Origin of the sequence: Kurthia senegalensis (genome assembly GCF_000285595.1) — a bacterium.
Lineage (GTDB): Bacteria > Bacillota > Bacilli > Bacillales_A > Planococcaceae > Kurthia > Kurthia senegalensis.
On sequence record NZ_HE611064.1, the window covers coordinates 490,269 to 512,992 of the forward strand.

Annotated in this window: 24 protein-coding genes and 1 pseudogene; all 25 read right to left on the minus strand. The window is 37.8% G+C overall.

Annotation, left to right across the window (positions count from 1 at the left end; all coding sequences use genetic code 11):
- Positions 1 to 140 precede the first annotated feature (140 nt).
- Positions 141 to 503 (minus strand): response regulator, encoded by a 363-nt coding sequence (locus KSHG_RS02775; protein ID WP_010301496.1) that lies wholly within the window; start codon positions 501 to 503, stop codon positions 141 to 143.
- Positions 504 to 524: 21 nt separating this feature from the next.
- On the minus strand, positions 525 to 1,802 hold the full coding sequence (gene fliY / locus KSHG_RS02780) for a flagellar motor switch phosphatase FliY (RefSeq protein WP_010301501.1): 1,278 nt from the start codon (positions 1,800 to 1,802) through the stop codon (positions 525 to 527).
- Positions 1,795 to 2,789: pseudogene (gene fliM, locus KSHG_RS15985) on the minus strand (flagellar motor switch protein FliM). Before fliM ends, fliY begins: the two are co-directional and overlap by 8 nt.
- A 31-nt stretch (positions 2,790 to 2,820) precedes the next feature.
- A complete protein-coding gene (fliL, locus tag KSHG_RS02790; RefSeq protein ID WP_010301507.1) occupies positions 2,821 to 3,249 on the minus strand; it encodes a flagellar basal body-associated protein FliL in 429 nt (142 codons plus the stop codon).
- Positions 3,242 to 3,460, minus strand: coding sequence for a flagellar FlbD family protein (locus KSHG_RS02795; protein ID WP_010301510.1), 219 nt, complete (start codon positions 3,458 to 3,460; stop codon positions 3,242 to 3,244). The genes fliL and KSHG_RS02795 overlap by 8 nt, the downstream gene beginning before the upstream one ends.
- A 59-nt stretch (positions 3,461 to 3,519) precedes the next feature.
- Entirely contained in the window at positions 3,520 to 4,302 is a 783-nt protein-coding gene (gene flgG, locus KSHG_RS02800) for a flagellar basal body rod protein FlgG (protein ID WP_010301512.1), read from the minus strand.
- A gap of 83 nt (positions 4,303 to 4,385) precedes the next feature.
- On the minus strand, positions 4,386 to 4,748 hold the full coding sequence (locus KSHG_RS18230; RefSeq protein ID WP_010301515.1) for a TIGR02530 family flagellar biosynthesis protein: 363 nt from the start codon (positions 4,746 to 4,748) through the stop codon (positions 4,386 to 4,388).
- Entirely contained in the window at positions 4,749 to 5,417 is a 669-nt protein-coding gene (locus KSHG_RS18235) for a flagellar hook assembly protein FlgD (protein WP_010301518.1), read from the minus strand.
- Between the two features lie 2 nt (positions 5,418 to 5,419).
- Positions 5,420 to 6,685, minus strand: a complete 1,266-nt coding sequence (locus KSHG_RS17350) for a flagellar hook-length control protein FliK (protein WP_010301521.1) — start codon at positions 6,683 to 6,685, stop codon at positions 5,420 to 5,422.
- 28 nt (positions 6,686 to 6,713) lie between these two features.
- The gene (locus tag KSHG_RS02820) at positions 6,714 to 7,388 is read right to left on the minus strand and encodes a MotE family protein (RefSeq protein ID WP_010301524.1); all 675 of its coding nucleotides are present in this window, start codon (positions 7,386 to 7,388) and stop codon (positions 6,714 to 6,716) included.
- Between the two features lie 5 nt (positions 7,389 to 7,393).
- Positions 7,394 to 7,843 (minus strand): flagellar export protein FliJ, encoded by a 450-nt coding sequence (gene fliJ / locus KSHG_RS02825; protein ID WP_010301528.1) that lies wholly within the window; start codon positions 7,841 to 7,843, stop codon positions 7,394 to 7,396.
- Positions 7,844 to 7,846: 3 nt separating this feature from the next.
- Positions 7,847 to 9,169, minus strand: coding sequence for a flagellar protein export ATPase FliI (fliI, locus tag KSHG_RS02830; RefSeq protein WP_010301532.1), 1,323 nt, complete (start codon positions 9,167 to 9,169; stop codon positions 7,847 to 7,849).
- A gap of 5 nt (positions 9,170 to 9,174) precedes the next feature.
- Positions 9,175 to 9,954 (minus strand): flagellar assembly protein FliH, encoded by a 780-nt coding sequence (gene fliH / locus KSHG_RS02835; RefSeq protein ID WP_010301534.1) that lies wholly within the window; start codon positions 9,952 to 9,954, stop codon positions 9,175 to 9,177.
- A complete protein-coding gene (fliG, locus tag KSHG_RS02840; protein WP_010301536.1) occupies positions 9,947 to 10,963 on the minus strand; it encodes a flagellar motor switch protein FliG in 1,017 nt (338 codons plus the stop codon). Before fliG ends, fliH begins: the two co-directional genes overlap by 8 nt.
- 15 nt (positions 10,964 to 10,978) lie before the next feature.
- Complete coding sequence (gene fliF / locus KSHG_RS02845) at positions 10,979 to 12,586, minus strand: flagellar basal-body MS-ring/collar protein FliF (protein WP_010301537.1); 1,608 nt, start codon at positions 12,584 to 12,586, stop codon at positions 10,979 to 10,981.
- 47 nt (positions 12,587 to 12,633) lie between these two features.
- A complete protein-coding gene (fliE, locus tag KSHG_RS02850; protein WP_010301539.1) occupies positions 12,634 to 12,936 on the minus strand; it encodes a flagellar hook-basal body complex protein FliE in 303 nt (100 codons plus the stop codon).
- Positions 12,937 to 12,951: 15 nt separating this feature from the next.
- Positions 12,952 to 13,416: a flagellar basal body rod protein FlgC gene (flgC, locus tag KSHG_RS02855; RefSeq protein ID WP_010301541.1), complete on the minus strand. Its 465-nt coding sequence runs from the start codon at positions 13,414 to 13,416 to the stop codon at positions 12,952 to 12,954.
- Between the two features lie 2 nt (positions 13,417 to 13,418).
- Entirely contained in the window at positions 13,419 to 13,814 is a 396-nt protein-coding gene (gene flgB, locus KSHG_RS02860; protein ID WP_010301545.1) for a flagellar basal body rod protein FlgB, read from the minus strand.
- Positions 13,815 to 14,349: 535 nt separating this feature from the next.
- Positions 14,350 to 15,129, minus strand: coding sequence for a GTP-sensing pleiotropic transcriptional regulator CodY (codY, locus tag KSHG_RS02865; protein WP_010301547.1), 780 nt, complete (start codon positions 15,127 to 15,129; stop codon positions 14,350 to 14,352).
- A gap of 85 nt (positions 15,130 to 15,214) precedes the next feature.
- Entirely contained in the window at positions 15,215 to 16,603 is a 1,389-nt protein-coding gene (gene hslU, locus KSHG_RS02870) for an ATP-dependent protease ATPase subunit HslU (protein ID WP_010301551.1), read from the minus strand.
- Complete coding sequence (gene hslV / locus KSHG_RS02875) at positions 16,600 to 17,145, minus strand: ATP-dependent protease subunit HslV (protein WP_010301555.1); 546 nt, start codon at positions 17,143 to 17,145, stop codon at positions 16,600 to 16,602. The genes hslU and hslV overlap by 4 nt, the downstream gene beginning before the upstream one ends.
- A 26-nt stretch (positions 17,146 to 17,171) precedes the next feature.
- Complete coding sequence (gene xerC, locus KSHG_RS02880; RefSeq protein ID WP_010301557.1) at positions 17,172 to 18,068, minus strand: tyrosine recombinase XerC; 897 nt, start codon at positions 18,066 to 18,068, stop codon at positions 17,172 to 17,174.
- Between the two features lie 262 nt (positions 18,069 to 18,330).
- Entirely contained in the window at positions 18,331 to 19,641 is a 1,311-nt protein-coding gene (trmFO, locus tag KSHG_RS02885) for an FADH(2)-oxidizing methylenetetrahydrofolate--tRNA-(uracil(54)-C(5))-methyltransferase TrmFO (RefSeq protein WP_010301560.1), read from the minus strand.
- A 139-nt stretch (positions 19,642 to 19,780) separates the two neighbouring features.
- Positions 19,781 to 21,868, minus strand: a complete 2,088-nt coding sequence (topA, locus tag KSHG_RS02890; protein ID WP_010301563.1) for a type I DNA topoisomerase — start codon at positions 21,866 to 21,868, stop codon at positions 19,781 to 19,783.
- 74 nt (positions 21,869 to 21,942) lie between these two features.
- Entirely contained in the window at positions 21,943 to 22,632 is a 690-nt protein-coding gene (gene dprA / locus KSHG_RS02895) for a DNA-processing protein DprA (RefSeq protein WP_010301566.1), read from the minus strand.
- Positions 22,633 to 22,724 lie beyond the last annotated feature (92 nt).

Below are 22,724 nucleotides of genomic sequence, written 5' to 3' on the forward strand. Positions count from 1 at the left end.
TCTTTGTCGCCTACACAATCGCCTACCATGACGCCCGAAGCAGCATAACTTACTTCATTCAACGTTACGGCAGAAGAAAGCGGAAGAAAATGACACGCAGTTAAGAAAAGCAATGACACGAGTACTTTTCTTATCATAAATTAACCTAAAGCTTTTTGAATGGCTTCAATTACGCGGTCAGCTTGGAAAGGTTTCACGATAAAATCTTTTGCACCTGCTTGAATTGCATCGATAACCATTGCTTGTTGACCCATAGCTGAACACATAATGATAGTTGCATTTGGGTTAGTTTTTTTAATTTCTTTTAATGCAGCAATGCCGTCCATTTCAGGCATTGTAATATCCATTGTTACTAAATCTGGATTCAATTCATTGTATTTTTCGATAGCTTGCGCGCCATCACCAGCTTCGCCTACTACTTCAAAACCATTTTTCGTTAAAATATCTTTAATCATCATGCGCATAAAAGCGGCATCGTCCACAATTAAAATTCTTTTTGCCATAATTGTATTCCTCCAAACGAATTATCGTAAATTATTTAGGCGATCTGCTTTACTTAAAATGTCGGTAATACGAACACCGAAGTTTTCATCAATAACGACAACTTCCCCTTTTGCAATAAGACGGCTATTCACTAAAATATCAACTGGTTCACCCGCTAACTTATCGAGTTCAATAATTGAACCACTCACAAGTTCTAAAATGTCTTTCACAGAGCGTTTCGTACGTCCTAATTCAACTGTTACTTGTAACGGAATGTCGAGTAACATATTTAAATTACGTGCCTCTGTTTGTTTTAAAGACTGTTGCGTAAATTCTGCAAATTGAGCTTGTTGTATGTTCATATGTTGTTGCATCATTGGTTGTTGCATCATTGGTTGTTGCTCCATTGGTTGTTGCATCATTGGTTGTTGCATCATTGGCTGTTGCATCATTGGTTGTTGCATCATTGGTTGTTGCATCATTGGTTGTTGCTCCATTGGTTGTTGCATCATTGACTGTTGCTCCATTGGCTGTTGCATCATTGGTTGTTGCATCATTGGTTGTTCAACGGGTGCTTCTTGTTGCATGATTGGTTCATTGATTACTTCTTCTTGTTGTTCTTCAGGGTTCATTAATTGATGTACTAATGATTTACTGAATGAAAGAGGTAATAATTGCATAATATTCGAATCAATTAACTCGCCAATTTTTAATCGGAATGATACACGTACGAGTAAATCATCTTCAGGGAGATTTTCAGAACCTTCATTTTCTCGAATGTTCATTAAATCAATTGAAGGTGGCGAAATGTCCACTTTCTTATTAAAGATTGTTGACATCGATGTCGCAGCAGAACCCATCATTTGGTTCATCGCTTCTTGTACAGCACTTAGATGAATTTCGCCAAGCTCCTCAGATGGATTTAAGCCATCACCACCAAGCATCAAATCTGCAATAATTGCAGCATCTGACTGTTTAATGACAAGTAAGTTCATTCCAATTAATCCCGTCGTATACTTCACTTGAATAGCAACGTAAGGGTGTGGAAACTCATCCTCCAATTTATTTCGATCAATCATTGAGATTGTTGGTGTTGTAATGTCGACTTTTTGTCCTAATAAAGAAGATAATGCTGTAGCAGAGCTACCAAATGAAATATTACCTATTTCTCCTAGTGCGTCCTGGGCCATAGCGTCTAAATAATCTTCTACATTATACTGTTCTTCTTGAGCAGACGCATCATTATTTTCATCATCACCAATTGATTCGCCTCTTAAAAGCGCTTCAATCTCTTCTTGTGATAACATATCATCACTCATCATCGTCTCCTCCTTTCAAAGATTCCATAATTTGAACAGCCATATGTTTTTAACTTTTCCTGGCTGTCCAATAAATTTAGGTACATTATCTACTTTTACCGTTAACGGTTGAGATATGCTTTGATCTAGTTGAATAACATCTCCTTGTTGTAAAAACAAGAAATCTTCAATACTAATAGCGGTAGAGCCTAGTTCGGCAATAATCGGTAACGAAGATCGTTGAATATTACTTTCAATTCTTGCTTTTTGCTCTGGAGAATTTTCTTTCGTATTCGACTGCATCCAATAACGTACCGATAAGTTCGGAACAATTGGTTCTAAAACAACATGTGGAATACAAATATTGATCATGCCACTCGTTTCACCAATAATCGAGTTAAACGAAATAACGACAACTGTTTCATTCGGTGAAATCATTTGTAAAAACTGCGGATTAACTTCTAACTCTGTTAAAATCGGATCAATATCCGCAATATTTGCCCACGCCTCTCTTAAATTATCGAAAGAACGTTCGAATAAGTTGGTCATAATTTTTTGTTCGATTTCTGTTAAATTATCGATATTACTATGACTCGTTCCTTCCCCACCCATTAAGCGGTCAAGCATTGAATAAGCAATGTTTGGATTGATTTCCATTAAAACATTACCATCCAGTGGTGGCACTTCAAATACGTTAATTAATGTAATATTAGGGATCGAACGAATAAATTCCTCAAATGGAATTTGATCGACCGATGCAACGGTAATTTGAACATAACTACGTAGCTGGGCAGAAAAATAAGTTGTTAATAGGCGTGCAAAGTTTTCGTGAATCCGCGTTAAGCTTCGAATTTGGTCTTTTGAAAAACGAAGTGCGCGCTTAAAGTCATACACTTTAACTTTTTTTGCCGCTTCTTCTTTTTTCATTTCTTCTGCTGACATTTCACCAGTAGATAACGCAGACAACAATGCATCAATTTCGGATTGTGATAACACATCTCCGGCCATTTGCCCACCTCCTTATAAAATCATAATCATTTTATTGGATAATACAAGATGTAATGTATACTTTTTGAATTTTTCCATCTTGCATTAAACCATTAAATTGTGTTTTAAGCGTGTTTTGTAACACTTCTTTTCCTTTTTTACCTTCTAAGTCTTCTTTAGACATTTCAGAAAGTTCTTCAATAATAATGTCTTTCATTTGGAAATCACGTTTCGTTAATTCTGCAGCCGCTTTTTTACTATCCGTTTGAACTTTAAGTGAGATTTTAACGAAGTTTTCACCTTTTAAGTTCGTCGTCAGTTCTTCCACGTCCACAGAAGATTCTAAAACCGTATCAATATCTGGTTCAGCATGTGCACTATCTTTACTTCCTTGGGTAATCACAACCATGGCAACAATACCAATCAACGTAATGGAAACTAAAATGATTAGCATAATCGTTAAAAGTTTGTTTTTATTCATCTTCGTCACCTCTCAAATGCGGGTTTGATAGAATTTGGGTTTTTTGATAAAACTCAAGAATTCGTTCATTCACTTCATCCTCAGATTCTAATACAACATATTTTCGTCCGGTCGTTAACGTAACTGTTGTATCTGGAAATACTTCGACCGTTTCTATGTATAATGCATTAAGTGAGAATTTTTTACCATTTAATTTTGTTAGAGCAATCATAAAATAGATGGGGTTAGAGAGAGCTAACCCCGCCTCCTTTCAATCAAAAAGGTGTTTGATTAACGTTTAAGATTTACAAGTTCTTGTAAAATTTCATCTGACGTTGTAATAATGCGAGAATTCGATTGGAATGCACGTTGTGCTACGATCATCTCTGTAAATTCTTCAGAAAGATCGACGTTTGACATTTCTAAATAACCAGATTCTACTTTACCAGCGCCATCTTCACCTGGGTAACCTTCTACTACCGGACCTGAGTTCGTTGAAGCCGTATAATAGTTCGCACCCGTTTTTTCTAACCCACCTGGATTAGAGAAACGGTACAGTTGAATACGTCCAGCTGTCGTTAATTGACCACTTAACGTATAACTAACTGTTCCATCTTGTCCAATAGAAATTTGTGTTGCTTCGGTCGGAATCGTAATGTCATTATCCGCTTTCACTTTAGCCCCGTCACTCGTTACGAGCGTACCTTCTGAATCTAAGTAGAAGTTTCCTGCACGTGTGTACAACGTTTCTTCTCCTCTCGTTACTGCGAAGTAGCCGTCCCCGCTAATCGCTAAATCGAGTTTACGATTCGTCGTTTGCAATGAACCTTGGTCCGTCACGGTATCGATTGAGGCAACTGCTGAACCTAAACCGATTTGTTTTGCATTCGTACCACCGACTGTTTCGTTTGGTGCACTTGCGCCTGCAGTCGTTTGAGAAATTAAATCTTTAAATGTTGTACGACCTTTTTTGAAGCCGTACGTATTTACGTTTGCGATATTGTTCCCAATGACATCTAATTTTGTTTGGAAATTACGTAAACCACTAACACCTGAATACATTGAACGTAGCATAATAAATTTTCTCCCTTCGATTTTAAAAAGTATATTACCTCTGTCATTCGGTAATACGAAGGCACCCTTTTACAGGTCCTGCCTTATGATAAAACAATCGTCCCATCAATATTTGTAAATAATTGTTCATTCGCCTCCGCGCGACTCATTGCTGTAATGACCGTCATATTTTTTGCACTGACAATCATAGTAGCTTTTGGCGTCACAACGAGTGGCTCATTTACACCTTTTTGTCTCGCTTCTAACACTTTACTAGTAATTTTATTCCACTCAATTGAATCAAATTGAATATGTCTTTGTTCTAAACGCTGTGAAGCATGTTTACTCACTTTTAACGATTGTTGTTCTTCAAGAACTTGTTGAAATGATTGGTGTACGTGTGCTGTATGTTTGATTGATTTCTGCGTAACATTTTGGGCCGGCTGTAGCGGCTGGATATAACGCACTTACTGACGAATCTCCGTTAATTGATCTTCTGTGATCGTCGTATCATTCGAAAGATTAAAGACGAGATTGCCGTCTTTTTTAGAAACAGATTGTACCGTTGCTTGTACGCTCGTACCATCACTCGTTGTATACGTCACATTTTTCCCAATCAACATACTTGCCTCAACTAATGAAGTCGTACGATTCATCGTATTGCTAGCCGCTGAATCTTGTACTTCTGAAATGTTTGCCGCACTCACCGTTTTGCCATTTTCTAAAACAAATTTGGCACTTTGACCGTCATATTTCACACTGTTCACTTTGCTAGAACCTGACTCGACAATTACTTTTCCATCTGCATCGTACTGATCTGTTTCTACACTATAAGAAATTGTTTTCCCTACGAATGAATTAAACTGAATCAATTGAGATTGTTGCGTAATCGATGTTAATGAATCAATGGATGCCGCAACATTTTGCATTTGTTCTAAAGATGAAAATTGAGCCATTTGCGAAATAAATTCTGAGTTGTCCATTGGATTCGATGGATCTTGATACTGTAATTGTGTCACGAGTAACTTTAAAAAAGAATCTTTCCCAAGTGCTGTCGATTCTCCCTCAGCTACCTTTTTTACGGAAGTTGATGCATTTGCTAACCCGTATTGGTTTGTAATTAAAGAATCTGCCATACTTACACCTCGATTTCTGCTAATAATTGTTCAAACGTCTTCATATCTTCATCTTCTTTTGTTTCTTGCTCTTTTTGTTGCTGAGAAGAAGAAGAATGTTGATTAAATTGGTTCCCTTTGTCACTTTTCGACGGTTCTGATAATGCTTGTGAAATATCGACTCGATCCATTTGAATATTTTGGTTAGCAAAGCCTGATTTTAATTGTGTCAACTGGCTTTCAAGCATTTGCTTTCCAGCAGCTGTAGACGTTAAAATTTTCGCTGTCATCATACCGTCTTTTTGTGTAAATTCAATTCGAATAGATCCTAAATGTTCCGGATACAGCTTAATTAAAAGACGTTGCCCGTGCATATTGTTTGAAAACTGGCTACGGCTCATAATTTGTTCAAATTGTTTTATGAAGCTCTCTGCCTGTGAGGCAGGAACAGCTTTTGGTAACGTCATGGTGGCATTCGTCGTTTGCGGCGAAGACGGTGTAGACGAAATAAGTCCAACCGGTTCTTGTTCTGCTACAACTTGTTGCGTACTTGCTTTCGTAGTTAACACATCTACTTTTGATGTTTGAGACATTTGAGTTACGAATGTACGTGCCTCTTTTTGTGTTTGTGTCGTTTCAGATACTTTCGATGCAACAGTCGTTAAGACGTCTTTCAATTGGTTCACTTGCATTTCTTGTTGAAGCGTCAAATCTGTTTTAGGAGAAGCTAATTCGATCACTTTCAACAAAGTAGCGACGTTCGAAGCGTCTTGCTTCGAAAGAGTTCCTTTTCCTTCTAATGATTGCGATAGGTTTTGCATGAAGCCAAACAAATTAGCATCAATCGTGTTTAAAACGTCCCAAACATTCGTTGTCGTTATTTCTTGACCGGTTAATTCACTTAATGATTTCAATAGTGTTTCTTCATCTGTTCCTATTATTTTTGCTAAATCTGTAAGTGACAATTGCCCACTTACTAATTGCGTTTCAGAAAGCTCAATCGGTAAATCTGCGAGAGTTGTCGCACCAAGAATCGATGCTACATCAACAGCTTCTTGTTCTTCTTTCACTTGTGAAGTAGGTAACAAGCCATTTAATCCAAGCTCTAACTGAACGCCCTTACTATTTCTACCGTTCGAATCTGAATTATTTGCAACAGCCTCCTCCACTTGCTCATCTGTCGTTGCAGAAGCAAGAGTTTGCGAAAAATCAGCACTTGTTGACGTCGACATAGACTTCCCAAGCGGTTGTTGTCCACTCGTTGCTAGTTGCAAAGTTGCGATGTTCATTCATTCACCTCCTTTCAGAGTTCTTAATTTAGTTAGAAGAATCGGTCTTTGTCGTCGTAGTTTCTTCTTTCTTCGTTAGTAACGTCGTATAATTTGCTGCATCTTTTGCAGGCATTTTTTCTAAAATAGCTGCTAACGTATCCGGTGCCATCTCACTTAAAATTTCAACAGCTTTATCATCTTTCATCGCAATGAGTGCAGGCGCTGCTGATTTAGGTCGCATTTTCGTATATGTCTCAACCATCGTCGTTAATTCCACATTGGATGTCGATTTCGCTTTTTTGAGTTTACGTACTTCTTTTTCTAGACGTTTCTTCTCAATTTGCATTTTTTTCGCTTCCGATTTTTGTTGTTCCATTTGGTCTTGTAATTGTTTAACTTCCGCCTCTTTTTCTTGAATTTGAGATTTTAAGTTAACAATTTGTTCATCATAGTTACTTGAATTCGGCGCTTTGTTATCAGAAGCACTTTGAGAAACACCTGCGATATTTTTTACTTTATCAAATACATTCGTCCCCGTAACTTGAAAAAAGATTAATAAAATTGCTGAAGCAAACATCAACGGGATAATAACCCAAAAGAAAGCTTTTTGAAATTTCCCGGGAGATTTTTTTTCATCTAATTCTTCGGAAGCTACTGGGCGGCCTTTTCCTTTCGGATTACGCGCTTTACTCGACGCAGGTCTTTTTTTCGGTTGTGCCACTGGAATCACCTAATTTCTTTATTGTAATAAGCAATTTGAGAAAGTTCATCAAGTTGAAGCATTTCTGAACGATTTTCTTCCATTCGAAACAATTCAAAATCTTTCTCACGCATTTTTTCATATTTGCGACATTCAAGTGTTTGTTCAAGTAGTTTTTCTTCAAACCATTCCATTTTAGAACGACTTTGAACGACTTGATTTTGCAAATCTGAAATTTTCTTTTCCATGCTACTAAGAAAATGTGCATTTTGATGCATTTCTTGAATGCTAAGACCGGTTAACATCTTTTCTTGTTGAAACATAATTAAGTTTTCTTTTTTCTTCAATGCTTCATAAAGTCCAGTTGCTACGTCTTCAAAATTTTTCACAGCTTCTTTGTATGCTAATTCTATTTCATTCTTTTGTTGTTCTTTCACGAGTAGAATAGAATCGAAACGATATTGATACGTTGTCATGACCTAACCTCCACGGTTTGCAAGATGAATGAGTTGCTGTACACTTTCGTCCATTGTCACAGGATCCAAATAACCTTGTTTTAAATAAGAAGTAATGAGCGGTTCATAATGAATCGCTTCATCAATTTCTTGAGATGTGCCTCGTTTATAAGCACCGATATTAATTAAATCCTCTGATTTACTATACGTAAAATACAAATTACGAAGTTTTTCAGCAGCTTGTTTATGCTCTGGTGTCGCAATATGGTTCATGAGACGACTGACACTTTTCAATACATTAATTGCCGGATATTGTCCTTTGTTCGCTAACGTTCGATCGAGAACGATATGTCCATCTAAAATCCCTCGTACCGTATCGGCAATCGGTTCGTTCATATCGTCCCCGTCTACGAGCACCGTATAAAATGCTGTAATTGAACCGTGTTCATTTGTTCCTGTACGCTCTAGTAGTTTCGGTAAAATAGCGAAAACAGAAGGTGTATACCCTTTTTGAGCTGGAGGCTCACCTGTCGCTAATCCAACTTCTCGTTGCGCCATAGCTACGCGCGTCACAGAATCCATCATGAGCATGACGTTCAATCCTCTATTCCGGAAATATTCTGCAATAGCGGTTGCTGTAAAAGCACCTTTAATTCGCATCAATGCCGGTTGATCTGAAGTTGCTGCAATAATGATTGAACGTTTCAATCCTTCTGGACCTAAATCGCGTTCAATAAACTCACGTACTTCTCGACCACGCTCACCGATTAATGCAATGACATTCAAGTCAGCAGTCGTATTTCTCGCAATCATACCGAGTAACGTAGACTTTCCGACACCCGAACCGGCAAAAATACCAATCCGTTGTCCTTGTCCGACCGTTAACATCCCGTCAATCGCTTTAACGCCTACTTCGAGCACTTCTTCAATCGGTGGTCGTGTCAACGGATTCGGTGGTTCACCTTCCGTATCGACAACCGCAAGGCCCTTCGGTAAAGATGTGCCGTCTAAAGGGTTCCCCATCGAATCTAAAATTTTCCCGATCAATTCAGGTCCAACTTTAATTTCTAACGGTTTGCCCGTTCCTTCGACTAAGCAGCCAATTGAAATATCTTTCAACGTCGTAAATGGCATTAGCACGACCGTTTCATCTCGAAAGCCGACTACTTCTGCCGAAATTTCTTGATGGCCTGCACTCGCAGAATGTACGTGTATTTTACAAACGTCTCCGATGGAACTTTCAGGTCCTTGAGACTCAATCATTAACCCTACGACACGTGTGACACGACCAAATTTTTTAAATGTAGGAACCGACTGTAATTGTTCAAGCAGTTGTATCGCTTTCATTTACATCACTCCACACTTTCTAAAATGGTACTTAAATGTTTTCGTAACTCATTTAGCTGTTCATCTATTGTAGCGACAAGTCTTCCGTGGTTCGTATCTATATAGCATTCCTGGTCCCCTAACACGTCATCAATAAAAATCATGAATGGCATGTCTGGTGGGAACATTGCAACGAGTTCATCCCGATTGGCAGTTAATAGTTCATAATTAGATGTACTTACATAAATTTTCACAAATTCACTCTCACGTACTTCTTTCAATGCACGTTGAATAATCGATACGAATTTTTCTGGTTGTGCTTCTAATGTTTCGTTCAAAATGCGCTGTGCAGAACGAATGGCTAATTGTAAAATGACCCCTTCTTGTCTTTCTAAATATGCATGTGCATTTTGTTCTGATTGTGCCATGGTATTGTTCGTAACTTGAATCATTTCCGCCATATTCTCAAATGCTTTTTGTCGACCATCTTCCATACCTTGAGAAAAACCTTCATCATATGCGGATTGTTGCAAATGAATCTTTTCTTCTTCCCACGATTGTTGTTGCTGCTGAAGTTGAGTCCGCGTTTGTTCACAATACTCTTCAAATTGCTGACGTTCATTAGCAATTTGTTGTTTTGCTTGGGCTAACAGAGCATCTCTTTCAGCTAAAATATTCTCCATTGACATGGCTGGTACGACTGTATGTTCTTGATCATCCGTCAGTGTTGGCATTAAATCTCGAATTTCAATCGTACGAATATTCGGTTGTTCATTTCCCGTACCCGGACGATAAATTCTAGACAATAATGTCATCTCCTCCACCGCGAGCAATAATAATTTCTCCAGCATCTTCTAAGCGACGCGTTACAGCTACGATACGAGATTGTGCTTCTTCTACGTCACGTAAACGTACAGGTCCCATAACATCCATGTCTTCTTTGAATGTTTCGGCCATACGCTGAGACATATTTTTGAAGAGTATTTCTTTTACATCCTCGCTTGATACTTTCATTGATAATAATAAATCTTCGTTTTCGCAATCGCGGATAACACGTTGAATCGAGCGATTGTCGAGTGTAACGATATCTTCGAATACAAACATACGTTTTTTGATTTCTTCTGCAAGCTCTGGATCTTGAATTTCGAGTGCATCGAGAATCGTTTTTTCTGTTTGACGATCCACACCATTTAACACTTCGACTACCGCATCTACGCCACCAGTTTCTGTGTAATCTTGCGTCACAGTAGAAGATAGTTTTCTTTCTAATACAGACTCAATTTCGCTAATAACTTCTGGTGAAGTTGATTCCATCATCGCAATACGCTTCGCAATATCTGCTTGCACTTCTTGCGGTAATGATGAAAGAATCGTACCCGCTTGTTGTGGCTCTAAATAAGATAAAATTAAAGCGATCGTTTGCGGATGTTCATTTTGAATAAAGTTAAAAATTTGTGCAGGATCTGCACGTCGTGCGAAGTCAAATGGTCTTACTTGTAATGAAGACGTTAAGCGATTAATAATTTGCTGTGCTTGATCGTTTCCAAGTGCTTTTTCAAGAACTGTTTTCGCATAACCAATCCCACCTTGTGAAATGTAATCTTGCGCTAAGGCAATATTATGAAATTCTTCGATAATTTCTTCTTTCACTTCAGGTTCTACTTTTTTCACACTTGAGATTTCTAACGTAAGTCGTTCAATTTCTTCTTCTGATAAGTGTTTATATACTGCTGCTGAAACTTCTGGTCCTAAAGAGATTAATAGAAGCGCTGCTTTTTGTTTACCTGATAATTCTTTGTCTTTTTTTGCTACCAAAGCTCGTCCCCTCCATTAATCTTCTGAAATCCACGTACGTAATAATTTAGCGAATTCATCTGGCTTATCTTTCGCCATTTTTTCTAATTGTTTACGACGAACAGTCGCTTCACTATCTTGCTCATCTGCAATGTCGTCTACTTCTAGCTCATCTTCGTCATAATATTCATCTTCATCATAATATTCATCTTCTTGACGACGAGAACGAATGATGAAGAATACAAGTAATCCGATTGCAACAACGAGTACGCCACCAATTACCCAAATCCACCAAGGAATTGTTGTTCCTTGTGCTGTTGTTGGTTGTGTCGTTCCTTTTAATTGTTGAACAGATACGTTAATTTTCTGAGCTACTTGCGCATTCGTTAAATTACCTGCCGAATTTTTATCAATAGATGTACGCACAATCGACGTCAACATATTTTGAACAGCTGCTTGTGTTTCAGCTGGTAATGTCGTTGGATCGTTTGCTGTCGGTGGTTCAATAACGACTTGAATACCTAAATCTCTAACACGATATGGACTTTCTGTAATTTGTCTCTTAATACGGTTCACTTCACTATTAACTGTTTCTTCTGTCTTTTCGTAATCTCCTGAACCGTCTGTATTTCCTGATTGATAATCTGTAAAGTTGTCTGTAGAACCGTCTGCTTCTGCTGTACCTGATGCTGCAGCACCGTTACCTGTATACGTTTCTGAAATCTTTTGCGCACTAATTGTGATTCCAGCCATATTTTTCTTATCTACAGGTTCTACTAATTTTTCGGTACGTTGTTCTTGCGTGAAATCAATGTCTGATGTTACAGCTACAACCGCTTTGCCGGAACCCATTACGCTCGACAGTAACGATTGAACTTGACGTTGCAAATCTTTTTCAATTTGTTTTTTGACAGCTAGTTGGCTCGCTGCATTGCCTGAACCATTGCCATTCGCTAACGAATCAGACGTCAAATCATAATATTCATTGTATTGATTTGTAATGACGATATTGTCTGTACTTAAATTCGGAACAGATTTTGCAACGAGATTGTATAACGTTTTAATTTGATCTTCTGAAAATTGTTGTCCTGCCGCTGTATCTAATACGATTGAGGCACTTGCACCTTCTTTATCTTCACTGCTCGTTACAAATGTACTTTGCTCAGGGATTGAAAGCATTACTTTCGCATCGTTGATTCCATCCATTTGTTTTAATAATTTTGCTAATTCAGTTTGAACAGATGCTACTTTTAATACATTGAATTCATTATCTGTCATACCAAATCCCGCATTTTCAGAGAAGAATGAATAATCAATCTCTCCTGATTTTGGATAGCCTTGAGAAGCAAGGCTTACGAGTAAATCGTCAGCTTTCCCCTCTGGTACTAATATAGATGTACCACCATCTCCTACTTGATATTTAACCCCTTCAGAATCAAGTTGCTCTTTAATTTGACCTACTTCTGTTGCCGTCAAATTAGAGTAAAGAGGTTTATATGTAACACGGGTAGCAAAATATGTAATAACCGCTGCCAAAATCAATACGATTACAATACTACTGATTAGCGCAATCTTTTGTTTCTTGGAACGACTTCCCCAAAACCCAGAGAATTTCGTCTGTATATTTTTTAATCTTTCGTTCATTTTATGCCTCCGGTCACTCGTAAATGCAACTATTTTTTATTTCTTGATTATACTGTCATTCGCATAATTTCTTGGTAAGCTTCAACAGCCTTGTTACGAATAGATAACGCTGTGTTTAATGTGACATTTGCTTTTTGCGCTGTAATCATCACATCGTGTAATTCTACATCTTGTCCATTTACTAATTTATTCGTTAAAACGTCTGAACTGTTTTGAGATTCATTTACTTGGTTAATTGCATCTTTCAACATCGTACCGAAGCTTGAATCTGTTTTTACGTTGTTCGTCGCTGCTGTTTGTGTAAGTGCTGGTGTCGTAGGTTGCATCATTGAAACTTGTGAAATGGCCATCCCCTATACCCCTTCCTATTTACCAATCTCTAACGCTTTTGAAAGCATCGATTTATTTGCATTAAATGCTGTCACATTCGCTTCATATGAACGAGTTGATGACATTAAGTTTGTCATTTCTTTTAAAGAATCTACATTAGATGTTTTTACATAACCGTCTTGATCTGCATCAGGATCTGTTGGATCATAAACTAATTTGAAATCTGTTTCTGTATCTTCATTAATAGAAGTTACTTTTACACCTCGTCCTGTTGAACGATCGCTATTGCCGATTGCAGCATTTAAATAGGAAGAAAAAGATGAACCTGAGTCTTGCGCAGTGAGCGTAACCGTTTTACGACGATATGGTTCCCATTCCCCATTCACTTTTTTAGCTCTTGTTGTATCAATATTAGCTAAATTTGACGAAACAACGTCCATTCTTAAGCGTTGTGCTGTTAAGGCTGAACCTGTCGTTTCCATACTGCTAAAAATAGACATCGTTAACTTCCTCCTTTAGCTACTGTAAGAAGCGAATTTAATTTTCCATTCATTCGATCTACGAGTGCATTGTAATAAATTGTGTTTTTTGCTAAGCTAGCTTGTTCTTTATCCATATCTACTCCATTACCATTTTGGCGATAACTTAAATTAGAATAACTATACACACCGGCTGTACTATTTGAGGTAGATTCAAAATTAATATGTTGTGAATCTGTTCGATATGCTGAAATTTGTGATGTTTTCGCTTCTGATAACATTTTCGAAAAGCTAACATCTTTCGCTTTATAATTTGGTGTATCTGAATTAGCAATATTTTGCGCTACTACTTTATTTTTCGTTGACGCATAGGAAAGTCCTTGTTCTAAATTACTAATCGTTCCACTAAATAAACTCAATTTTTTCACCTCTATCTGACCTATAAAAATAGACATTCTTTAATTAATACATTTATTGTAATCAATAAACAACAGTGTGTCTATCGATTAAAGAACTTTTTTATTAGTCTCTTAGTCCTATCTTTTATTACAATTGAATTATCTGATTATTTGATTATATTGTAAAAACGCCTTAATATAGCGTTTTTTTAACACTACAAACATGATGTAATCCCCATTTAACAGTATTTCAATAAGATATAACAGATGGTAAAAAAAGGTTTATAATTAGTTCTTACGATTCCGCAATGTTTTTCGACCATTAAATTCCAAAGTTACATTAATTGTAATAAGATAAGTATATAGATGTGTTATTGTTTTTTTCATGTGTGTATATAAATCTATCTCTCACATATTTCCCTAGTAAAAATGATAATGATTCCTTCATTCATTCTGTTAAATCTAAAAAAATACTATTTTATTTATCAAATTTATGAAAAACAAAAAGAGAAGCCGTATGAAACATACGGCTTCTCTTTTTCGTTATATGACGCAATTAGCGCATTTTAATTTCTTCAAGTGCTGTTAAGAATTTATTGTTTAGTACTTTAATATAAGTACCTTTCATACCTAATGAACGAGATTCGATCACACCAGCAGATTCTAATTTACGTAAAGCATTTACGATAACAGAACGTGTAATACCTACACGGTCAGCGATTTTAGAAGCGACTAAAAGACCTTCAGAACCATCTAATTCTTCAAAGATGTGTTCAATCGCTTCTAATTCAGAATAAGATAATGAATTGATTGCCATTTGAACGACAGCTTTAGAACGAGCTTCCTCTTCAATTTCTTCCGCTTTTTCACGTAAGATTTCCATACCGACTACAGTTGCACCGTATTCAGCTAATACTAAATCCTCATCTTCGAATGTTGCACCGATACGACCAAGAACTAAAGTTCCTAAACGTTCGCCACCACCAATAATTGGCACAATTGTTGTTAAACCGTCACGGAATGTATCTTTATTTTCCACAGGGAATACAGTATGTTCATCATCGATGCCGATGTTTGCAACTGTTTCTTGGAAGTCATATAAGTTTTTAGTATATGTTTCTGGGAAACGGCGTTCTTCAAACATTTTTTTAATACGTTCATTTTCGATTTGTTGATTAATTGTAAGACCTAGTAATTTACCTTTACGACTTACGATATATACGTTACTATCAATCACTTCGCCAAGAGTTTCTGACATTTCTTTAAAGTTAACAGGTTTACCTGCAGACGCTTGAAGCATTGAGTTAATTTTACGAATTTTAGCTAGTAAATTCATTTTTTAAGTGTTCCTCCTGATTGAATTGTCCTTTATTTACGGAATATTCAAAAGTTTTTCAATATTTGTACATTTTAATTATAAACTATAAAATAAACTCTGACAAATCTTTGTTACGAATGATATGTCCTAGTTTGCCATCTACATATTGCGGCGTAATATCAATATGAGCTGGTGCGATATCAGAAGCCTCGAATGAAAGATCTTCTAATAATTTTTCTAAAATGGTATGCAAACGACGAGCACCGATATTATCGGTATTTTGGTTTACATCCATTGCGACTTCTGCAAGACGATCAATCGCATCATCTGTGAAGTTCACTTCAATACCTTCCGTTTCAAGAAGCGCTTTGTATTGAGCAATTAACGAATGATCCGGCTCTTTTAAAATACGAATGAAATCTTCTTTCGTCAATTTCTCTAATTCCACACGAATCGGGAAACGACCTTGAAGTTCTGGAATAAGATCAGACGGCTTAGACATGTGGAAAGCACCTGCAGCGATAAATAACATAAAGTCTGTACGTACCGCTCCGTACTTCGTATTCACAGTCGATCCTTCTACGATTGGTAAAATATCACGTTGAACGCCTTCACGTGAAACGCCTGGTTGACTACTGTTACCTTTTACAGCAATTTTATCGATTTCATCGATAAAAATAATCCCCATTTGTTCTGCACGACGAATTGCTTCTTCAGCTACTTCATCCGAATCGATTAATTTATTCGCTTCTTCAATCGTTAATACAAGACGCGCTTCTTCTACTTGCAGACGACGTTTTTTCTTTTTCTTCGGCATCATGTTTGATAACATATCGCCCATACCAGTACCGCTCATGTCCATACCAGGCATTCCTGGCATCATCATCATGCTCGGTTGTTCTTCTACTTCGACAGTTACCCATTCTTTTTCGAGTTTACCTGCCGCTAAATCTTCCGCAATTTGCGAACGTTTTACGCGAACTTGTGCATCTTCTGGTTCTTCTTCATCATCTTGTTGATTACCGAAAAACATTTCGAAAGGGTTGCCCATAGAAGGTTGTTTTTTCTTACGCATACTTGGTACTAACAGCTTCACAAGTTGTTCATTCGCTAATCTTTCAGCAGCATCATGAACTTCTGCTTGTTTTTCTTCTTTCACTAATCGATTCGCTACTTCTACTAAATCACGTACCATTGATTCTACATCGCGGCCGACATAACCTACTTCTGTAAATTTTGTTGCCTCAACTTTTAAAAATGGTGCTTTGACAAGTTTCGCAATACGACGTGCGATTTCTGTTTTCCCTACGCCAGTAGGGCCGATCATTAAAATGTTTTTAGGAATCACTTCCTCGCGCATTTCATCTGATAGCTTTTGACGACGATAACGATTGCGTAAAGCAACCGAAACCGATTTTTTTGCTTCCGTTTGACCGACGATATAGCGATTTAAATACTCTGTCATTTGTTTTGGTGTTAGTTGATTACTCATGCGTCCAAGTCCTCCACAATAATATTATGGTTCGTAAATACACAAATATCCGATGCTGTTTCTAAAGAAGCTTTAGCAATTTCTTTAGCAGTCATTTGTTCACCTGCATGTTTTTGCAACGCACGTCCTGCTGCCAAAGCGTAATTCCCACCAGATCCGATTGCTAAAATGCCATCGTCTGGCTCAATAACTTCACCAGAACCCGAAACGAGTAGCAACGTTTCTTTATTCATTACGAGTAATAGCGCTTCTAATTTTTGAAGCATTTTATCTCCACGCCATTGCTTTGCTACTTCTACTGCAGCACGTTGTAAATTACCATTGTACTCTAGCAAACGTCCTTCAAACATCTCAAAAAGTGTAAAGGCATCCGCTACTGAACCTGCAAAGCCTGCCAGTACTTGACCGTTATATAGTCGACGTACTTTTCTTGCTGTATTTTTCATAATAACTGATTGGCCAAGTGTCACTTGTCCGTCACCAGCCATTGCGCTATGTCCTTTATGCTGAATCGCAAAAATGGTCGTTGCATGCATTTGCATATCCACAATAAGTCACTCCTCTTTTTTTATGCTCTTGGATGAGCATTCATATAAGTATTTCGAAGATGTTCTTTCGTAACATGTGTATAAACTTGTGTAGATGATAAAGAAGAATGTCCGAGCAATTCTTGCACCGTACGCAAATCAGCGCCATTATTCAACAAATGTGTGGCGAATGTGTGCCGCAACATATGTGGATAAATAACACCATGCATATTGGCCTTCTTTATCATTTCATTAAGTATAAAACGAACACCACGTGCCGTGAGTTCCCCACCACGTAAATTGACAAATACGTGTGAATGCTCTGTTTTTACGAGTTTTGCTCGCGTTTCAGTTATGTAGCGTTGAAGCGCTTCATGCGCATAATGTCCAAATGGAACGTAACGTTCTTTTCGACCTTTCCCCATGACACGTATGATATCGAGTGTAAAATCTATGTCTTGCAAACGTAAAGATGTTAGTTCACTCACTCGTATGCCGGTTGCATATAATAACTCTAACAAAGCCATATTTCGGATTGACTGATGGTCATCCCCCTCCGAAGCGGCAAAGAGTGTTGTTAATTCTTCTTCATAAAAGAATCGAGGCAAGCGACTTTCTTTTTTAGGGTGATAAAGCGCTTGGAAAGCGGCATCATCTAATTCAAATTCTTTATTTAAAAAGCGAAAGAACGAACGAATCGCTGAAATTTTCCGCGAAATCGTAGCACGTGCTTTCTGTTCGTTATAAAGTTGTGTGACGAATAATCGAGCATGTACATATTCAACATCTTCTAATCTAGATACCCCTTCCCGCTGTAAAAACGCAAAAAATTGCTGTAAATCTTTTTCGTAATTACTCGCGGTCAATGGTGAATAATTTTTCTCTAATTTTATATACGTCATAAAAGATGTTAATGCTTGTTCTTTAATCAAATCCATTTCAGAACACCTCTCTCCTGTTCGTCTATAGTTATTCTCGCACGGATGATGCGATTTATAAAGCAAGACGCTCTTGAAAAACGTAGATTGTAATTATTTTCTGTCAATTCAACAAAGAATCCTTAAAATTTCGTTATAAGATTCAGATAAAAGAGTTTGTGTGTTCATCAAAAAAGCCCTTAAAAGTATAACAACTTTAAAGGGCTAAGGCAACTTTATTTATAAAATGTCTTGTTCCGTGTAATAGAAACCATTTGCTTGATTATAATTCTGTTTTTTCTTGGAAGTTTTTCAACGCTTCTAAAGCGCGAGCCGCATGGCGTTCCCCACGTTCTTGTTTCGATTTAATTCGCTCGCCTAAGTCTGGGAATAAACCAAAGTTTACATTCATCGGTTGGAAATGTTTTGCATCTGCTTCTGTAATATAACGAGCCATACTCCCAAGTGCTGTTTCTTTCGGGAAAATAACTGGTTGTTGTTCAAGTGCTAAATGCGCTGCGTTAATTCCGGCAACTAAACCTGCACCTGCTGATTCAACATATCCTTCTACACCTGTCATTTGACCTGCGAAAAATAATGTTGGTTTCGCTTTTAATTGATACGTTGGTGACAATACTTTCGGAGAGTTAATAAACGTATTACGATGCATCACGCCGTAGCGTACAATTTCCACATTTTCTAAACCTGGAATCATGCGGAATACACGTTTTTGTTCGCCCCATTTTAAATGCGTTTGGAAACCCACGATGTTGTAAAGTGTTCCTGCCGCATCATCTTGACGAAGTTGCACGACAGCGTATGGACGTTTATCCGTCTTCGGATCTTCTAAACCAACTGGCTTCATCGGACCGAATAACATCGTTTTCTCCCCGCGTTCTGCCATTACTTCAATCGGCATACAGCCTTCAAAATATTTTTCTTTCTCAAATTCTTTTAAAGGTGCTTTTTCTGCTGTAATCAGTGCGTCACGGAATGCTTCAAATTCTTCTTGGTTCATCGGACAGTTTAAGTAAGCCGCTTCCCCTTTATCATAACGTGATTTCAAATAAACTTTATCCATATCGATCGTATCTTTTTCGATAATTGGTGCTGCTGCATCGTAAAAGTATAAATAATCTTGACCCGTAATGTCACGTACTTTTTCAGCTAATGCTGGAGAAGTTAGAGGACCTGTCGCAATAATTGTGATACCTTCAGGAATTTCTGTTACTTCTTCATTAATTACTTCTACGTTCGGATGATTTTTAACTTTTTCAGTAATGTAGCCCGAAAATTCGTGACGGTCTACCGCAAGGGCACCACCAGCTGGAACGGAACAATGGTCTGCAGCTTCAATAATAACAGAATCTAATTGACGCATTTCTTCTTTAATTACGCCAACAGCATTTGTTAAATTATTTGCACGTAAAGAGTTTGAACAAACTAATTCGGCAAATTTATCTGTATGGTGAGCGGGTGTTTGTTTCACAGGGCGCATTTCGAATAGACGTACTTTCACGCCACGCTTAGCGATTTGCCAAGCAGCCTCACTTCCTGCAAGACCTGCTCCAATTACATTTACGATTGGTGTCATGTTGTGTTACCTACTTTCATTCATCATTTGCGTTTTTTCGCAATCTAAAACTCATTTTAACAGTTGAAGCATTAAAAAACCACCGTATTTTAACGCAAAAAAAACTAGCACAACAATCAATTGTGCTAGTTCCTTAAAGTTATTTCTCAACGACCTCTTCTTTATAGTCGCATTCCGTACATTGAACTTGTGTTCCTTTTTTAACTTTTTTCTCAACGAGTAAATGATCGCCTTTCGGACATTTACGCGCAATCGGTTTGTCCCAAGAAACAAAATCACATTCTGGATAACGATTACAGCCGTAGAATACTCGTTTCGTTTTACTTTTACGTTCAACGATTTCGCCTTCGTGACACGTCGGACATTTCACGCCGATTTCTTTCACGATGGCTTTCGTATTACGACATTCCGGGAAATTACTACAAGCCATAAATTTACCGTAACGACCAAGTTTATAAACCATCGGATGACCACACAATTCACAATCTTCGCCTGCTGGTTCATCTTTAATTTCAACTTTCTCCATCGCTACTTCTGCATGGCGTAAACTTTTCTCAAAGTCTTGATAAAATGCATCGATAATTTCGACCCATTTCGTATTCCCTTCCTCTACGCTGTCCAAATCTTTTTCCATTTTCGCTGTAAATTCAATGTTAATAATTTCAGGGAAAAATTCATTTACAAGAGAATGAACAATTTCGCCGAGTTCCGTCGGTACGAAACGTTTCGTTTCAAGCGTAACATATCCACGTTTTTGAATCGTATCAAGTGTTGGCGCATATGTTGATGGACGACCTATACCTAGTTCTTCAAGCGTTTTTACTAAACGTGCTTCTGAGAAACGTGGTGGTGGCTGTGTGAAATGTTGTTTCGGTTCGATTTCTAGACTCTTCACAACATCGCCTTCTTGCATTGGTGGCAATAACTTGTCTTTTGATTTATCTTCTTTCGAATCGTCATTTCCTTCAATATATACTTTCATAAACCCAGGGAATTTCACATGTGAGCCCGTTGCACGGAACATCACCTCACCATTTACTAAATCAGATGTAACCGTATCTAAAACAGCAGGTGCCATTTGACTTGCGATGAATCGTTCCCAAATCAAACGATATAAACGCAGTTGGTCACGCGCTAAAATCGCTTTTAACTGATCTGGATGACGCATTGTTGAAGTCGGACGAATCGCTTCATGCGCATCTTGTGCTTTTTCTGATTTTTTCGCTTGTTGCGTAACTGGTGTCGTATACTCTTCACCGTACGTTTCTTGAATGTATGTGTATGCTTCTTTTTTAGCTGTTTCAGATATACGTGTTGAATCGGTACGCATATACGTAATTAAACCGGTAATGCCTTCTTTTTTACCAAGGTCGATTCCTTCGTAAAGTTGTTGAGCAAGCATCATCGTTTTCTTCGCACGGAAATTTAGTTTTCGTGCTGCTTCTTGTTGTAAAGAAGATGTTGTAAACGCTGCTGCTGCATTTCGTTTACGTTCTCTTTTTACAACTTTCGCTACATTAAATTCTTCACCTTTGATTTGTTTTAAAATTTCTTGAACTTCTGCCTCTGTTGATAGTTTAACTTTATCTTTTCCTACACCGTAAAATAGCGCATCGAATGATTTACTACTTTTTTCGAATTGACCGTCAATTGTCCAATATTCTTCGGGTTGGAATTTTTTAATTTCATTTTCACGGTCGATAATTAAGCGTAGTGCAATCGATTGCACACGACCTGCAGAAAGACCTTTTTTGACTTTCTTCCATAGTAATGGACTAATGTTATAACCAACAAGTCTATCTAAAATACGACGCGCTTGCTGTGCATCGACTAAATCCATATCGATTGGTCTTGGATGTTTGAAAGATTCTTTAATAGCATCTTTCGTAATCTCATTGAAAACCACGCGACAATTCGATTCTTTATCGATGTTTAATGCTGTAGCCAAATGCCATGCAATCGCTTCCCCTTCGCGGTCTGGATCGGCTGCGAGAAAGACTTTTTTCGCTTTTTTCGCTGCATTTTTTAAATCTTGTAAAACGGGACCCTTACCACGAATTGTAATGTATTTCGGTTCATAGTTATTTTCTGTGTCAATCCCCGTTTGACTGCGAGGAAGATCCCGAACGTGTCCAATTGAAGCCTTCACTTTATATTTTTTCCCTAAATATCGCTCGATTGTTTTTGCTTTTGCGGGCGATTCTACGATTACTAAATAATCTGCCATGTTGGTTCCCCCTTATGAGAGGTGAAGTTTTAAAATTGAAAACAAATACCTGTTGCAAAATGTATAACAGAAATTCAAGTTTTGCAACCATTTTTCATTTCGATTTTAAAATTATGCGCTAATTCTTCCACAATTTGAGAGCCATTCCATACTAATCTAGCACCATCTGACGCCAATTCATGGGGTAATTCAGATAAGGAAGAAAAAATATTTCCTGGAACGACAAAAATTTCCCTTCCGTGAGAAATGGCATAGTCGACAGTGGAACGTGTTCCGCTCTTTTTTTCTGCCTCTGTCACGATCACCCCTTGACTCAACCCACTAATAATTCGATTGCGCATCGGAAATCGCCAACGAGCTGGAGAAACGTAAGGTGGGTATTCTGTCACAACGAGTTGTTCAGCAACCAACTTGTCGTACAAACCGCGATGTTCACTCGGATACAAATGATCGAACCCATGCCCTAAAACCGCCACAGTCCCCCCTTTTAAAAGTATTGTCGCTTCATGAGCCATTTTGTCGGCTCCCTTCGCCAAACCGCTCACAACCCTAAAATTTTCCTTTAAAAGTGGTGGCAGTAGTACTTTTACGATGTTAGACGTATAAGCAGAAGCTTTTCGAGAACCAACAATCGCAATTTTCTTCTCATCATGCAACAACCTTTTATCACCTTTTGAATACAAAACGACAGGTGGATCGTACGTTTGCGACAATAAAGCTGGATAATCTTCATCTAAAATTGTCGTCACTTCAATGCCTTTCATTGCGTAATAGGCAATAAAGTCTTTCTCTGCATTTTTTTTGAAGAAAGGAATGGATTAATGTACAGGTCTTTTCAGAAATATGAAGCACTTGC

Bases quoted from the DNA above. Each gene is read 5' to 3' on its own strand.
- KSHG_RS02775 (WP_010301496.1), bottom strand. From the start codon at position 503: ATGGCAAAAAGAATTTTAATTGTGGACGATGCCGCTTTTATGCGCATG.
- fliY (WP_010301501.1), bottom strand. From the start codon at position 1,802: ATGAGTGATGATATGTTATCACAAGAAGAGATTGAAGCGCTTTTAAGA.
- fliL (WP_010301507.1), bottom strand. From the start codon at position 3,249: ATGAATAAAAACAAACTTTTAACGATTATGCTAATCATTTTAGTTTCC.
- KSHG_RS02795 (WP_010301510.1), bottom strand. From the start codon at position 3,460: ATGATTGCTCTAACAAAATTAAATGGTAAAAAATTCTCACTTAATGCA.
- flgG (WP_010301512.1), bottom strand. From the start codon at position 4,302: ATGCTACGTTCAATGTATTCAGGTGTTAGTGGTTTACGTAATTTCCAA.
- KSHG_RS18235 (WP_010301518.1), bottom strand. From the start codon at position 5,417: ATGGCAGATTCTTTAATTACAAACCAATACGGGTTAGCAAATGCATCA.
- KSHG_RS17350 (WP_010301521.1), bottom strand. From the start codon at position 6,685: ATGAACATCGCAACTTTGCAACTAGCAACGAGTGGACAACAACCGCTT.
- fliJ (WP_010301528.1), bottom strand. From the start codon at position 7,843: ATGACAACGTATCAATATCGTTTCGATTCTATTCTACTCGTGAAAGAA.
- fliI (WP_010301532.1), bottom strand. From the start codon at position 9,169: ATGAAAGCGATACAACTGCTTGAACAATTACAGTCGGTTCCTACATTT.
- fliF (WP_010301537.1), bottom strand. From the start codon at position 12,586: ATGAACGAAAGATTAAAAAATATACAGACGAAATTCTCTGGGTTTTGG.
- fliE (WP_010301539.1), bottom strand. From the start codon at position 12,936: ATGGCCATTTCACAAGTTTCAATGATGCAACCTACGACACCAGCACTT.
- flgC (WP_010301541.1), bottom strand. From the start codon at position 13,416: ATGTCTATTTTTAGCAGTATGGAAACGACAGGTTCAGCCTTAACAGCA.
- codY (WP_010301547.1), bottom strand. From the start codon at position 15,129: ATGAATTTACTAGCTAAAATTCGTAAAATTAACTCAATGCTTCAAGCG.
- hslU (WP_010301551.1), bottom strand. From the start codon at position 16,603: ATGAGTAATCAACTAACACCAAAACAAATGACAGAGTATTTAAATCGC.
- hslV (WP_010301555.1), bottom strand. From the start codon at position 17,145: ATGCAAATGCATGCAACGACCATTTTTGCGATTCAGCATAAAGGACAT.
- xerC (WP_010301557.1), bottom strand. From the start codon at position 18,068: ATGGATTTGATTAAAGAACAAGCATTAACATCTTTTATGACGTATATA.
- trmFO (WP_010301560.1), bottom strand. From the start codon at position 19,641: ATGACACCAATCGTAAATGTAATTGGAGCAGGTCTTGCAGGAAGTGAG.
- topA (WP_010301563.1), bottom strand. From the start codon at position 21,868: ATGGCAGATTATTTAGTAATCGTAGAATCGCCCGCAAAAGCAAAAACA.
- dprA (WP_010301566.1), bottom strand. From the start codon at position 22,632: ATGAAAGGCATTGAAGTGACGACAATTTTAGATGAAGATTATCCAGCT.